Source organism: Vogesella sp. LIG4, from assembly GCF_900090205.1.
Lineage (GTDB): Bacteria > Pseudomonadota > Gammaproteobacteria > Burkholderiales > Chromobacteriaceae > Vogesella.
Window position 1 is genome coordinate 476286 of record NZ_LT607802.1, and the last position, 14519, is coordinate 490804.

The 14519-nt window shown below is 61.7% G+C and carries 12 protein-coding genes and 1 riboswitch; of the genes, 4 read left to right on the top strand and 8 right to left on the bottom strand.

The annotated features are described in order from the left end of the window. Window positions 1–2 precede the first annotated feature (2 nt). A complete protein-coding gene (locus PSELUDRAFT_RS02270; RefSeq protein WP_088965314.1) occupies window positions 3–485 on the top strand; it encodes an Lrp/AsnC family transcriptional regulator in 483 nt (160 codons plus the stop codon). Window positions 486–657: 172 nt separating this feature from the next. Then, a complete protein-coding gene (locus tag PSELUDRAFT_RS02275) occupies window positions 658–2475 on the top strand; it encodes a diguanylate cyclase (protein ID WP_088965315.1) in 1818 nt (605 codons plus the stop codon). A 244-nt stretch (window positions 2476–2719) separates the two neighbouring features. On the opposite strand, the gene metF is transcribed toward PSELUDRAFT_RS02275, so the two are convergent. The 3 genes from metF to metK form a co-directional block, all read right to left on the bottom strand. Continuing rightward, on the bottom strand, window positions 2720–3556 hold the full coding sequence (gene metF / locus PSELUDRAFT_RS02280) for a methylenetetrahydrofolate reductase [NAD(P)H] (RefSeq protein WP_088965316.1): 837 nt from the start codon (window positions 3554–3556) through the stop codon (window positions 2720–2722). 137 nt (window positions 3557–3693) lie between these two features. Further along, a complete protein-coding gene (gene ahcY, locus PSELUDRAFT_RS02285) occupies window positions 3694–5094 on the bottom strand; it encodes an adenosylhomocysteinase (RefSeq protein ID WP_088965317.1) in 1401 nt (466 codons plus the stop codon). Window positions 5095–5198: 104 nt separating this feature from the next. Then, window positions 5199–5263: riboswitch (S-adenosyl-L-homocysteine riboswitch) on the bottom strand. Between the two features lie 248 nt (window positions 5264–5511). Beyond that, window positions 5512–6681 (bottom strand): methionine adenosyltransferase, encoded by a 1170-nt coding sequence (gene metK / locus PSELUDRAFT_RS02290; protein ID WP_088965318.1) that lies wholly within the window; start codon window positions 6679–6681, stop codon window positions 5512–5514. Between the two features lie 69 nt (window positions 6682–6750). Here metK and PSELUDRAFT_RS02295 point away from each other — a divergent pair, with 69 nt between their 5' ends. Both PSELUDRAFT_RS02295 and PSELUDRAFT_RS02300 read left to right on the top strand, forming a co-directional pair. After that, entirely contained in the window at window positions 6751–7635 is an 885-nt protein-coding gene (locus PSELUDRAFT_RS02295) for a lysophospholipid acyltransferase family protein (RefSeq protein WP_088965319.1), read from the top strand. Between the two features lie 11 nt (window positions 7636–7646). After that, window positions 7647–8513 carry a lipid A biosynthesis lauroyl acyltransferase gene (locus PSELUDRAFT_RS02300; RefSeq protein WP_088965320.1) on the top strand — a complete coding sequence of 289 codons (867 nt, stop codon included), beginning with the start codon at window positions 7647–7649 and terminating at the stop codon, window positions 8511–8513. Between the two features lie 283 nt (window positions 8514–8796). On the opposite strand, the gene PSELUDRAFT_RS02305 is transcribed toward PSELUDRAFT_RS02300, so the two are convergent. From PSELUDRAFT_RS02305 to nuoK, 5 genes are read right to left on the bottom strand one after another with little or no spacing between them, the layout of a single operon-like run. Continuing rightward, window positions 8797–9093 (bottom strand): DUF2818 family protein, encoded by a 297-nt coding sequence (locus tag PSELUDRAFT_RS02305; RefSeq protein ID WP_088965321.1) that lies wholly within the window; start codon window positions 9091–9093, stop codon window positions 8797–8799. Window positions 9094–9103: 10 nt separating this feature from the next. Continuing rightward, complete coding sequence (gene nuoN / locus PSELUDRAFT_RS02310) at window positions 9104–10558, bottom strand: NADH-quinone oxidoreductase subunit NuoN (RefSeq protein ID WP_088965322.1); 1455 nt, start codon at window positions 10556–10558, stop codon at window positions 9104–9106. Between the two features lie 18 nt (window positions 10559–10576). After that, the gene (locus PSELUDRAFT_RS02315; RefSeq protein ID WP_088965323.1) at window positions 10577–12073 is read right to left on the bottom strand and encodes an NADH-quinone oxidoreductase subunit M; all 1497 of its coding nucleotides are present in this window, start codon (window positions 12071–12073) and stop codon (window positions 10577–10579) included. A gap of 40 nt (window positions 12074–12113) precedes the next feature. Continuing rightward, a complete protein-coding gene (gene nuoL / locus PSELUDRAFT_RS02320) occupies window positions 12114–14162 on the bottom strand; it encodes an NADH-quinone oxidoreductase subunit L (protein ID WP_088965324.1) in 2049 nt (682 codons plus the stop codon). A 36-nt stretch (window positions 14163–14198) separates the two neighbouring features. Beyond that, entirely contained in the window at window positions 14199–14504 is a 306-nt protein-coding gene (gene nuoK, locus PSELUDRAFT_RS02325; RefSeq protein ID WP_088965325.1) for an NADH-quinone oxidoreductase subunit NuoK, read from the bottom strand. Window positions 14505–14519 lie beyond the last annotated feature (15 nt).

Here is a 14519-nt window from a genome sequence, read left to right on the forward strand (position 1 = left end):
ACATGCCCGTGGCTACCCTGGACAAAACCGACATCAAGATGTTGGCCGCATTGCAGGCCAATGGACGTCTGACCAACGTCGAACTGGCCGAAAAAGTGGCCCTCTCCCCTTCCCCCTGCCTGCGCCGCCTGAAGCAGCTGGAAGAATCCGGCGTGATCCGCCAGTACGTGGCACTGCTGGAGCCGGCCAAGATCGGCCTCGGCTTGCAGGCCTTTGTGCGCGTATCGCTGGAAAAACGTGGCGGCAGCCACCTGGAAAACTTCATGGAAGCCGTGCAGCGCTGGCCGGAGGTGGTGAACTGCTACGCCATGACCGGCGAGATGGACTACCTGCTGCAGGTGTACTTTGAAGACCTAGAGCACTTCTCCCGCTTCGTGATGGACGACCTGCTGCAGCAGCCGGGCGTGGAAGACGTGAAATCCAGCTTCGTGCTAAAGGAATTCAAGAAGACCACCGCGCTGCCGATTTCCCACCTGGGGCAATAAGCTTCGCGCGGCATCAAGTCACAAGGCCCGGCAATGCCGGGCCTTGCTGCTTCCTGCGACCGCGATGTGCATTTGGGCAGGCGTCGGCCAGTCGCTGGTAATATCATGAAGCGTTACCCGACCGACCCGACTATTGCGGCAGACAATCGCCGCTGCGCCGAGGAAGCCAGTGTTGAAGCTACCTACCTCCCTGCGTCTGCAGCTGTTATGGCGCGCCCTGCTGTTCTGCAGCCTGAGCGGCGCCCTGCTGCTGGGCCTGCTGCTGTACCAGGGCTACCGTGCCAAGCAGCAGCAGCTGGCCGATATTCCGCAGCGCATCGAACTGCAGCTGATGCCCATGCTGGCGCAAAGCGTATGGGACGTCGATCAAACTGCCACCCAGAAACTGCTGCAAAACCTGCTGCAGCAGGATGGCGTGCGCCAGATTTCCCTGCGCAGCACCGATGGCTCGGTGCTGCTGCAACTGGGCAGCCGCGACGAAACCGTTACCCATATCGTGGAGCTGCCAGTGCAGTCCGCCCGTACCGGCGACCAGCCGCTGGGGCTGCTGCGCATCGGTCTGTCGCTGGGCACGCTGGAACAACAGCTGTGGCGCGACAGCCTGACGCTGCTGCTGCTCATGTTGGCCGCACTGGCCGGGCTGACCCTGGTCTGCTACCGCTTTTTGCTGCAGCAGGTATTGCACCCGGTCCAGCAGCTGCAAGGCCGGCTGAACACACAGCCACCGCAGGAAGACAGCAGCAGCAATGAGCTGCAGCAGCTCTCCGCCTCGCTGCAACTACTGCAGCAACAGCACCAGGAACAGGACAGCAGCCAGCAGCAGCACGAACGGGAACAGGCGCGCCACCGCGATCAGCTGACGGAAATGGTGGCACTGCGCACCGCCGAACTGGAGCACCTGAGCCGCTTCCAGCACCTCGTCTCGGAACTGTCCACCGCCTTCGTCCACATGCCGCTGCACGAACAGCACCAGGCGGTGGCCACGGCGCTGGAGCGCATCGGCTCGCTGCTGGGTGTCGATCGCTGCTACCTGTTCCGCGTTACACCCGACATGCTGATCCGCGACAACCAGGAATGGTGCGCAGCGGGCATCGTGAGTACCGCCAGCCATTACGAAAGCTACCCGCTACGGCAGTCGCAGTGGTTCGTACAGCAGCTGCAGCGCCACCAGTTCCTGGCCTATGCCAGCCTGGCCGATATTCCACAGGAAGGCCATGTCGAGCGCGAGCTGTTCGAGCAGCACGGCATCCAGAGCATTGCGCTGGTAGCGCTGTCGCAGCAGGAACAGCTACTGGGCATTTTCGGCTGCGACGCGGTGTCCCACACCCGGGTCTGGCTCGACAAGGAGCTGTCGCTGCTGCGCCTGGTGGGCGAAATGCTCTCCGGGCTGCTACTGCGCCAGGAACAACAGGCGCAGCTGGAAGCAGCGCAGGCCGCTCTGAGCCGCGCCAATGAAAAGCTGGACGGCATTGCCAACACCGACGGCCTGACCGGGCTGGCCAACCGCCGGCTGTTCGACCAGCGCAAACAGCAGGAATTTGCCGCCGCCTGCGCCTTGAAGCAGGAGCTGTCGCTGCTGCTGATCGATGTCGACCTGTTCAAGGCCTACAACGACTGCTTCGGGCACCAGGAGGGCGACCAGTGCCTGCGACAGTTGGCCGCAGCGCTGACACAGCAGTTCGCAGGCGAAGAGCAGCTGATTGCCCGCCTGGGAGGCGAAGAGTTCGCCGTGCTGCTACCGCACTGCGATGCCCGCGCCGCCAGCCAGCTGGCGGAAGCGCTGCGCCAGCACATCTGGCAGCTGGCCATTCCGCACATGGCGTCACCGGTTTCCACCAACGTTACCGTCAGCATCGGCGTTGCCAGCCTGGATCGCCACCGCCACGACAGCATGGAAGACTTGCAAGCCGAGGCCGACAGCCGCCTGTATCAGGCCAAACACCAGGGCCGCAACCGCGTGATCGGGCCGGAGCCGGTTCGGCAGGCATGAAAAAACCGCCGTTTCCCGGCGGTTTTTTCATTATTTGGTAAAGCCCTGGAGCATCGCGTAAGGGCTTTACCATGAAACAGGCAGGCTGCCGATGCAGTCACTCGCCAGGAGCGGCCCGGCTTTGCCGGGTCCGGCAGCCAGGTAGCAGACGACTTGCGTTGCAGCCAGAAACCGCCGGGAAACGGCGGTTTTTACTTGTATGCAGCGCGAAGGACAAACCTGTCGCGCGGCTCGCCCTACCCGCTTACAGCCCCAGGCGCTGCCACACCGTGGACACGATGCCGGCCTGGTTCAGCGTGTAGAAATGCAGGCCCGGTGCGCCGCCTGCCAGCAGGCGGTCACACAGCTCGGTCACCACATCCAGGCCCAGCGCGCGGATCGACGCGGTGTCGTCCATATAGGCCTGCATGCGCAGACGCAGCCAGCGCGGCACTTCCGCACCGCACATGTCGGAGAAGCGGCACAGCTGGCCGAAGTTGGCGATCGGCATGATGCCCGGCACGATGGGCACATCCACGCCGCGCGCCTGCACTTCGTCCACGAAGCGGAAGTAGGAATCGGCGTTGAAGAAATACTGCGTCATCGCCGAGTTGGCGCCGGCCTGCACCTTGCGCACGAAGTTGTTCATGTCGTCTTCGGCCGAGCGTGCCTGCGGGTGGAATTCCGGGTAGGCCGCCACCTCGATGTGGAAATGGTCGCCGTGTTCCTCGCGGATGAAGGACACCAGTTCGTTGGCGTAGCGGAATTCGCCCGCCTCCACCATACCGGACGGCATGTCGCCACGCAGCGCCACGATGTGGCGGATGCCGTGGTTGCGGTATTCGTTAAGAATGGCGCGGATGTTGTCACGGGTGGAGCCGATGCAGGACAGGTGCGGCGCCGCGGCATGGCCCTCGTTGCGGATCTCCAGCACCGTAGCCAGCGTACCTTCGCGGGTGGTACCGCCGGCACCGAAGGTGACGGAGAAGAATTCCGGTTTGAATTGCGCCAGTTGCTGGCGGGTGGTGCGCAGTTTGCTCATCCCCTCCGCCGAGCGCGGCGGGAAGAATTCGAAGCTGAATGTCTGTTTGCGTTCTGTCATGGCAGTTCTGCTCGCTGAGTTCTGGATTCCCTGGGGCGCACCGGTCTACGCCGATTGTCGCCTTGCAGCCAACCTTGGCCGCAAAAAAGCGGGCAGGAAATTCTAGCTGCCTGCCCGCTTTTTACCGACATCAGATATCAATAACGATAGTGTGCCGGCTTATATGGGCCGTCCTTCGGCACGCTGATGTAGGCGGCCTGCTGGTCGGACAGCTCGGTCAGGCGGGCGCCGATGCGCTCCAGGTGCAGGCGGGCCACCTTCTCGTCCAGGTGCTTGGGCAGTACGTAGACTTTCTTCTCGTACTGGCTGCCGTTGGCGAAGATTTCGATCTGCGCCAACACCTGGTTGGTGAAGGAGTTGGACATCACGAAGCTCGGGTGGCCGGTGGCGCAGCCCAGGTTCACCAGGCGGCCTTCAGCCAGCAGGATGATGCGCTTGCCGTCCGGGAAGATGATGTGATCCACCTGCGGCTTGATGTTTTCCCACTGGTACTGGCGCAGCGAGGCAACTTCGATTTCGCTGTCGAAGTGGCCGATATTGCACACGATGGCGTTGTTGCGCATGCGCTTCATGTGCTCGTGGGTGATCACGCCGACGTTGCCGGTGGTGGTCACGAAGATGTCGGCCTGGTCGCAGATTTCATCCATGCGTACCACGCGGTAGCCTTCCATCGCCGCCTGCAGTGCGCAGATCGGGTCGATTTCGGTTACCCACACGGTGGCACCCAGGCCGCGCAGGCTCTGTGCACAACCCTTGCCCACATCGCCGTAGCCCAGCACTACTGCCACCTTGCCGGCGATCATCACGTCAGTGGCGCGCTTGATGCCGTCCACCAGCGATTCGCGGCAGCCGTACAGGTTGTCGAACTTGGACTTGGTTACCGAGTCGTTGACGTTGAATGCCGGGAACGGCAGCGCGCCGTCCTTTTCCAGCTGGTACAGGCGGTGTACGCCGGTGGTGGTTTCCTCGGTAACACCGCGGATGTGCTGCAGGCGCTTGGAGTACCACTGCGGATCGATGGCGAGGTAGCGCTTGATGGCGGCGAACAGCGCGGTTTCTTCCTCGTTGCTCGGGTGGCTGATCACGCCCAGATCCTTTTCGGCCTTGCTGCCCAGCATCAGCAGCAGGGTGGCGTCGCCGCCGTCGTCCAGGATCATGTTCGCCGGCTGACCTTCCGGCCATTCGAAGATCTTGTGGCTGAATTCCCAGTACTCGTCCAGGCTCTCGCCCTTGAAGGCGAATACCGGGATGTTGGCCGCAGCGATGGCAGCGGCAGCGTGGTCCTGGGTGGAGAAGATGTTGCACGACGCCCAGCGCACTTCGGCGCCCAGCGCGGTCAGAGTCTCGATCAGCACGGCGGTCTGCACGGTCATGTGCAGCGAGCCGGCGATGCGGGCGCCACGCAGCGGCTGTGCGTGCTGGTATTCCTTGCGGGTCGCCATCAGGCCCGGCATTTCGGTTTCGGCGATATTGAGTTCTTTGCGGCCCCAGTCGGCCAGGTTGATATCGGCAACAACGTAGTCGTTGAAGTCAGCCATCGTGCAATCCTTTTCACGAAGGCCGGGAGGGATGGCTCACCCGCGCATCCCGTGCCCGGCACGGGGTTTCTGGCCACCTCCGGTCGGAAGGTGGCAAGCGTATCAGCAGGTGAGCGCCGTTTTGAAGGTTCCGGGCCTGGGGACTAGCCTCGCAGCGCTCCCCGGAAGCCGGCGATTATACGTGTTTTTTCCGGGCTTTACCGCAGCTTGCGGCCAACCTTTTGCCGCCGGAAAAACAAAAACCGCCAGCACGGGCTGGCGGTTTGGTTTGCAGCGGAGAACCTGTTTACGATCTTGCGAGCTAAGGCGAGACAAGGCGAAAACGGCTGAGGAAGCGGAATTGACATGGAGCCAATGAGCATTCCGAAGCCGTTTTCAACGCAGTAGCGCCGACGCGCAGCAGATCGTAGCCGGTTCTTACAGACCGGCGTCGGCGCGCAGCGCTTCTACCTTGTCGGTACGCTCCCAGGTGAATTCCGGCTCTTCGCGGCCGAAGTGGCCGTAGGCGGCAGTCTTGGCGTAGATCGGACGCAGCAGGTCCAGCATCTGCACGATGCCTTTCGGGCGCAGGTCGAAGTGACGCTTCACCAGTTCCACGATCAGCTCGTTCGGCACCACGTTGGTGCCGAAGGTATCCACCGAAATCGAGGTCGGCTGGGCCACGCCGATGGCGTAGGAAACCTGGATCTGGCACTGACGCGCCAGGCCGGCGGCCACGATGTTCTTGGCCACGTAGCGGCCAGCGTAGGCAGCGGAGCGGTCAACCTTGGACGGGTCCTTGCCGGAGAAGGCGCCACCGCCGTGCGGTGCGGCACCACCGTAGGTATCCACGATGATCTTGCGGCCGGTCAGACCGCAATCGCCCATCGGGCCGCCAATCACGAAACGGCCGGTCGGGTTGATCAGGAACTTGGTTTCGGCAGTCAGCATTTCCGGCGGCAGCACCGGCTTCACGATGTCCTCGATCACGGCTTCGGTCAAGATCTTGTGATCGATGTCCGGGCTGTGCTGGGTGGACAGCACCACGGTGTCGATGCGCTTGGGCAGGCCGGTGGCGCTATCGTACACGCAGGTGATCTGGCTCTTGGCATCCGGGCGTAGCCACGGCAGGCGGCCGTCCTTGCGCAGTTCGGCCTGACGCTGCACCAGGCGGTGCGCGTAGTAGATCGGGAACGGCATCAGCGTCGGGGTTTCGTCGCAGGCGTAGCCGAACATCAGGCCCTGGTCACCGGCGCCCTGCTCCAGGTCCAGGCCCTGGCCTTCGTTCACGCCCTGGGCGATGTCCGGCGACTGCTTGTCGTAGCCCACCAGCACGGCGCAGCCGTGGTAATCGAAGCCCAGCTCGGAGCTGTCGTAGCCGATGCGCTTGATGGTGTCACGTGCCACCTTGATGTAATCGACATTGGCGGTGGTGGTGATTTCGCCGGCCAGAACGGCCAGACCGGTATTCACCAGTGTCTCGGCAGCGACGCGGGCGTATTTGTCCTCGCGCAGGATGGCATCCAGGATGGCGTCCGAAATCTGGTCGGCGACTTTGTCCGGATGTCCTTCCGATACCGATTCCGAGGTAAAAAGATATTCGCTCATTGTCTAGGTTCCAGAAAATGGCCAGTAAGTTGGTGATAAAATAGCGCGTTTTTTTGTCCGTCCAAGTCCATGACTCGACTCGCACGTGTTGTTCTGCAGGCGCTCGCCGCCTTGCCGCTGCCGTTGCTACACTGGCTCGGCAGCCTGATGGGGGGCACCATGTACTGGTTGTCGCCCAAGTTTCGCGCACTCATGCGCGCAAACATTGCGAACAGTAAAATCGCTGGAAGTTATCAGGTTTCGGAACGCCTCGTCAAACAGAGCGCCGCCGAGACCGGCAAGGGCGCGCTGGAGTTGGCCATTGCCTGGTGCCGTCCACCCGCCTACATCGACAGCCTGATCAAGGACTGCCGGGGCTGGGAACACGTGGAAGCCGCGCTGGCCGCTGGCCAGGGCCTGATCTTCGTCACCCCGCACCTGGGCAGCTACGATATTGCCGGCCGCTACATCTGTTCGCGGCTGCCGTTCCCGCTTACCGCCATGTACCGTCCGCCCAAGCAGGCCTGGCTGGAGCCGATCATGAACGACGGCCGCCAGCAAGGCGGCACCCGCACTGCGCCGGCCACCCCAGCCGGGGTACGGCTGCTGATGAAGGCACTGAAATCCGGCGAAGCCACCATCATCCTGCCCGACCAGGTGCCGGGCAGCGGTGAAGGCGTGTGGGCACCGTTCTTCGGCAAGCCGGCCTTCACCATGAGCCTGCTGCCGCGCCTGGCGCAGATGGACAACATCGCCGTGCTGTGGTTTACCGGTGAGCGCCTGCCGCGCGGCCAGGGCTTCGTGGTGCACATCACGCCGCAAAGCCAGCCGTTCTGCGGCCAACGTGAGCAGGACGCCGCCATTCTCAACGCCGAAGTGCAGCACCTGATCGCCCGCTTCCCGTCCCAATATCTGTGGAGCTACAACCGCTACAAGCGCCCCGCCGGCGCCCCGCCCGCTCCCGAATCCGTCTGAAAGAACCCTGCATGAAACTAGCACTGGCCTTTTTGTGGCTGCTGCGCCTGTTGCCCCTGCCCATCATCCACGCCCTGGCCTGGCTGCTTGGCCAGCTGGTCTACCTGTTGGCCAAGGAGCGCCGCCGCGTCGGCCTGATCAACCTGCGGCTGTGCTTTCCGGATATGAGCCCGCAGGCACACCGCCAGCTGATCCGCCGCCACTGCGTGGAAATGATGAAGTTGATGCTGGAGTACGGCGTGGTGTGGTGGTCGTCGCCAGAGCGCCTGCGCCGGCTGGTGGAGATTCGCGGCCTGGACAACCTGACCCGCCTGCGCGAAGCCGGCGAGGATGTGATCCTGTTCTACCCGCACTTCGTCTCCTTCGAAATCTGCGCACTGCGCCTGAACCTGGAGGTGCCGCTGGTCAGCGTCTACTCGCATCAGAAGAACAAGACGCTGGACGCACAGTTCTACCAGGGCCGCAACCGCTTCGACAACGCCTACATCGTGTCGCGCCAGGAAAGCCTGCGCAGCATCATCAAGGCGATGCGCAAGGAGCACACGCCCTTCCTGTACCTGCCGGACCAGGACTTCGGCCCGCGTGATTCGGTATTCGTGAAGTTCTTCGCCACCGACGCCGCCACCATTACCGGCCTGTCGCGCATTGCTTCGCTGGCCCGCGCCAAAGTGGTACCGGCCATTGCCCGCCGCGAAGGCAGCAAATTCGTGCTGGACATCCACCCGCCGCTGGAAAACTTTCCCAGCGACGACCTGACCGCCGACACCCGCGCCATGAACGCTTTCCTGGAGCAGCGCATCCTGGAAGCACCGGAGCAGTATTTCTGGCTGCACAAGCGCTTCAAGACCCGCCCGCCCGGCCAGCCCAAGCTGTACTGAGCCGGCAACAAATGCATGCGGCCAACCCTCAACGGGTTGGCCTTTTTTATTGCCTGCAGCAGACCACGGCAGGCCACGCCGTTGCGGGTTATCGCTAGCCCCCTGCGGCTGCTCAGCTTGCTCCCCAAGCCAGACACACAGCAGCGCCAGGAAGCAGTATGGCGGCTGGCGACCAACCCGCCAGGCCGCTCACACTACCCGGCCGCGGCTTGACCAGCATCCCGGCTAGCCACAAAGCAAAACAGCCCGCATGTGCGGGCTGTTTTGTGTGCGGCGGAAAACCTCAGCTGCCGCGCTTGCGCCAGAAGTAGCGTGCCACGAAGCCGGGGAAGGCAAACACCAGGAACAGGGCAACGGCAGTCACGTAAAACTGCCAGTGTTGCTCGTGCACCGGTGCCAGGCGCCCTTCCAGCAGGCGGGCCAGGCCGCCCAGCAGCAGGAACAGCGCCACCAGTTCCAGCAGATGCCAGCCAAAGTGCTTGTGGGCTACCTGCTTGATGCCGGCAACGCGGTTGCTGACGAAAGGCAGGTTGGCCGCAACAAAGGCCACGATCAGCAGAACGGTAACGCTGGTTTCCACACTTCTATCCTTACAGGCTGGTGAGCGACTGCTTCATCGCTTCGATGCACATGGCCACCAGGCGTTCCGGCATCACGCCCAGCACCAGCAGTGCCACGGCGTTGACGGACAGCACCAGTTTCATGTCGCCTGCCATGCCGATCGGGCTGTTGTCCTGCACTTCGTCGAAGTACATCACCTTAACCGCACGCAGATAGTAGAAGGCACCGATCAGCGACATCATCACCGCAACCACGGCCAGCCATACCAGCTTCACGTCGACGATAGCCTGGATCACCGCGAACTTGGCGTAGAAGCCAGCCAGCGGCGGAATACCGGCCATGGAGAACAGTGCCAGCAGCATCAGCAGCGCGTACCAGCTGTTGCGGCTGTTCAGGCCCTTCAGATCGTCCAGGGTTTCGCACTCGAAGCCGGCACGGGACAGGCCCAGCAGGATGCCGAAGCCCACCATGGAGGTCAGCACGTACACGATGGCGTAGAACATCGACGCGGAATAGCCTTCCGGGTTGCCGGCGATCAGGCCCAGCAGCAGGAAGCCCATGTGCGAGATGGTGGAGTACGCCAGCATGCGCTTGAGGTTGGTCTGGGCAATGGCGGTGATGTTACCGATAGCCATCGACAGTACCGACAGGATGATCAGCATGCTCTGCCAGTCGGCAACCATCGCGCCCAGGCCCTGCACCAGGATGCGCAGCACGAACACGAAAGCGGCCAGCTTCGGCGCGGCACCGATCATCAGTGTCAGCGCGGTCGGTGCACCGTGGTACACGTCCGGAATCCACATGTGGAACGGAACGGCACCCAGTTTGAACGCCAGACCCGCCACCACGAACACCAGGCCGAATACCAGCAGTGTCTCGTTGGCCTTGCCGCTGGCAATCACCTTGGCAATCTGCGCCAGATCCAGGGTACCGGTAGCACCGTACAGCATGGACATGCCATACAGCAGCAGGCCGGAAGCCAGCGCGCCCAGCACGAAGTACTTCATCGCCGATTCGGTGGCACGCGCGGAGTCACGCTGCAGCGCGATCAGCGAGTACAGCGACAGCGACAGCAGCTCCAGGCCCAGGTACAGGCTGACGAAGTTGCTGGCGGACACCATGAAGTTCATGCCCAGCAGTGCAAACAGGCTCAGGGTGAAGTATTCGCCCTTGAACATGCCGCGGTCGGCCACGTACTGGCGGGTATACACCAGTACCGAAGCGGTGACGCCGTACATGGCGATCTTGACGATGCCTGCCAGCGGGTCTTCAACGAACATGCCGCTGAAGGTGTAGACAACTGTCGGTTCGAAAATCTTGATCTGCAGGAAGGCAGTCACCGCCAGGGTCACCAGGGACAGGCCGTAGGTGATGGCGCGCTTCTCGTCCGTTACAAACAGATCCAGCATCAGGATGACCAGCAATGCTCCGAGCAGAAACATCTCGGGCAATGCCGGCATCAGGTTGAGATCAGCCCAATTCATTGCGTTGTCCTTGTTGGCTTAGAGCTTGCTGATCGCAACGTGCGCGATCAGGTCGTTGACGGAGAGGTGCATCTTCTCGACAAAAGCCTGCGGGTACAGACCCATGCCCAGTACGGCAAGCGCCAGGATGGCCAGTACCAGGAATTCGCGCTTGTTGACGTCGGACAGCTCGGCCACGTGGGCGTTGCCGACATCACCGAAGATCACGCGCTTGTACATCCACAGGGTGTAGGCGGCGCCGAAGATCAGGGTGGTGGCAGCCAGGCCGGCAACCCAGAAGTTCACCTGCACCGCACCCATGATCACCATGAATTCACCCACGAAGCCGGAGGTAGCCGGCAGACCGGAGTTGGCCATGGCGAACAGCATCATGAAAGCAGCGAAGATCGGCATCTTGTTGGCCACACCACCGTAGTCGGCGATGTTGCGGCTGTGCACGCGGTCATACATCACGCCGATACAGAAGAACATGGCGGCGGAAACGAAACCGTGCGACACCATCTGTACCAGTGCACCTTCAACCGCCCAGTTGTTGAGCTGGCTGCCGGAGAACAGGAACATGCCCAGGGTCACGAAGCCCATGTGCGAAATGGAGGAGTAAGCCACCAGTTTCTTCATGTCGCTCTGCACCAGAGCCACCAGGCCGATGTACACCACCGCGATCAGCGACAGGGTAATAATCACCGGGGACAGCTGCAGCGCGGCATCCGGCACGATGGGCAGCGCGAACCGCAGGAAGCCGTAGGCACCGATCTTCAGGGTGATGGCAGCCAGTACCATGGAACCGCCGGTCGGCGCTTCCACGTGGGCATCCGGCAACCAGGTGTGCACCGGCCACATCGGCACCTTCACCGCGAACGACAGGAAGAAGGCCACGAACAGCAGGATCTGCACGTCACGCGGGATCTTCGCCAGCGCCTGGAAGGCAGCGATCTCGAAGGTCTTGCCAGCCTGGAAATACAGGTAGATGAACGCTACCAGCATCAGCAGGGAACCCAGCAGGGTGTACAGGAAGAACTTCACCGACGCGTACACGCGGCGCGGGCCACCCCAGACACCGATGATCAGGTACATCGGGATCAGCATGCCCTCGAAGAACACGTAGAACAGGATGGCATCCAGCGCGGCGAACGCACCGTTGATCAGGCCGGACATGATCAGGAACGCCGCCATGTACTGCGCAGTGCGTTTCTGGATCACTTCCCAGCCAGCCAGCACCACCATCAGGGTGGTGAAACTGTTGAGCACGATGAACAGCATCGAGATGCCGTCCACGCCCAGGTGGTAGTTGATACCCAGCGATTCGATCCACGGCTTGTTCTCGACATACTGCATGCCGCCATGCAGCGTGTTGAAGTCGGTGAACAAGGGCAGCGATACCAGGAAGCCGGCCAGTGCGCCAGCCAGGGCCAGCCAGCGCGCGATGGACGCCCGCTGGTCCCCCCCGGTGGCCAGCACCAGCAGGCCGGCCACGATAGGAGTCCAGATCACCAGACTCAAGGTATTAGCAAACATATCGATAACCTATTCTTTTTACGATTCCGGTAACCGACCCTTAGCGCAGGATCAGCGGCTTCAACCAGTAGGTCATCAGCACCAGCACGCCAACGATCATGATGGCGGCGTAGCTGTAGATGAAACCGGTCTGCAGCTTGCGAACCACGCTGGAGAAGAAAGCCACCAGGCGGGCGCTGCCGTTAACCAGCAGGCCGTCGATCAGCAGCATGTCGCCCACCTTCCAGAAGAAGGTACCCAACAGGCGCGAACCCTTGGCGAATACGGCGAAGTAGATCTCGTCCAGGTAGTACTTGTTTTCCAGCAGGGTGTGCACCGGGGCGAACTTCTGCTTGATGGCGGCCGGAATCTGCGGCGCCTTCATGTAGAAGAACCAGGCAACGGCAACGCCGGCTGCGGCCAACCAGAACGGCAGGCTGGACAGCGCGTGCATGGCCATGGCCACCGGGCCGTGGAACTCGTGACCCATTTCTTCCAGTGCCGGGTGCAGTTCGTGATTGATGTGAATCACACCCTTGAAGAAGTCACCGTACAGCAGCGGATCGATGGCGAAGAAGCCGATCAGTACCGACGGAATCGCCAGCAGCACCAGCGGCAGGGTTACCACCCACGGGCTTTCGTGCGGTTTGTCGTTCGGGCCCAGACCGTGATGATGGTCATCGGACGGCTCTTCATCGTCGTGGTCACCGTGGTGAGCATGCTCGCCATGGTTCTGCATCCAGCGTTCCTTGCCATGGAAAACCAGGAAGTACATGCGGAAGGAGTAGAACGCGGTCACGAACACGCCGGCGATAACGGCGAAGTAGGCAAAACCGGCAGCCGACAGGTGCGAAGCATGCACCGCCTCGATGATGGAGTCCTTCGAGTAGAAGCCGGAGAAGAACGGGGTACCGATCAGCGCCAGCGAACCCAGCAGCGAAGTGATCCAGGTAATCGGCATGTACTTGCGCAAGCCGCCCATATTGCGCATGTCCTGATCATGGTGCATGCCCATGATCACGGAACCGGCGCCGAGGAACAGCAGGGCCTTGAAGAAAGCGTGGGTCATCACGTGGAACATGGCCACCGAGTAGGCGGAAGCGCCCAGCGCCACGGTCATGTAACCCAGCTGCGACAGGGTGGAGTAAGCCACCACGCGCTTGATGTCGTTCTGCACCACACCGAGGAAGCCCATGAACAGCGCGGTGATGGCACCGGCAGTCATGACCACGTTCAGCGCAGTATCGGACATCTCGAACAGCGGGCTCATGCGCGACACCATGAAGATACCGGCGGTCACCATGGTCGCGGCGTGAATCAGTGCCGAGATCGGGGTCGGGCCTTCCATGGAGTCCGGCAGCCACACGTGCAGCGGGAACTGTGCCGATTTACCCATCGCGCCGATGAACAGCAGGATGCAGGTTACCGACAGCAGCGACCACTGGGTGCCCGGGATCAGGCTGATGGTCTTGTTTGCCAGGGCCGGAGCCGCAGCGAACACGTCGGCGTAGTTCAGCGAACCGCCGAAGTAGGCCAGCACCAGGCCGATACCCAGCAGGAAACCGAAGTCACCCACGCGGTTCACCAGGAACGCCTTCAGGTTGGCGAAGATCGCGGTCGGACGCTTGAACCAGAAGCCGATCAGCAGGTAGGACACCAGACCAACCGCTTCCCAGCCGAAGAACAGCTGGATGAAGTTGTTGGACATCACCAGCATCAGCATGGAGAAGGTGAACAGCGAGATGTAGCTGAAGAAGCGCTGGTAGCCCGGATCTTCCTGCATGTAGCCGATGGTGTAGATATGCACCATCAGCGACACGAAGGTCACCACGACCAGCATCATCGCGGTCAGCGAATCCACCAGGAAGCCGACGGAGAATTCATACCCCCCTACCGTCAGCCAGGTGTACACAGGGCCGTTGAATACATGAGCGCTGCCATCAAGGAAGCCCTTCAGTACTCCGATCGACAGTACCGCCGATACCGCCACGCCGAGAATCGTCACAACGTGGGCAGCACGGCGACCAATCGCCCAGCCAAACAGGCCTGCAATAAGCGACCCCACCAGCGGTGAGAGCGCGATCAGCAGGTATAAGCTCTTCATATCCATGTTTGTCGTGCTTTTTAGAATTGAAATCCGGTTTTGTTAGCCTTTGAGGCTGCCCAAGTCTTCCACGTTGATGCTGTTCAGGTTACGGAACAGAACCACCAGGATCGCCAGGCCGATCGCCGATTCGGCGGCCGCCACGGTGAGGATGAAGAAGACGAAAATCTGCCCTGCCGAATCGGACAGGTAGTGCGAGAAGGCGATGAAGTTGTAGTTCACCGCGAGCAGCATCAATTCGAGCGCCATCAACAGCACGATGAGGTTTTTCCGGTTCAGGAAAATACCCAGCACGCTGATGGCGAACAGGATGCCGGCCAGCACCAGGAAGTGAGTCAGTGTAAGCACATTTACTCCCGTTAC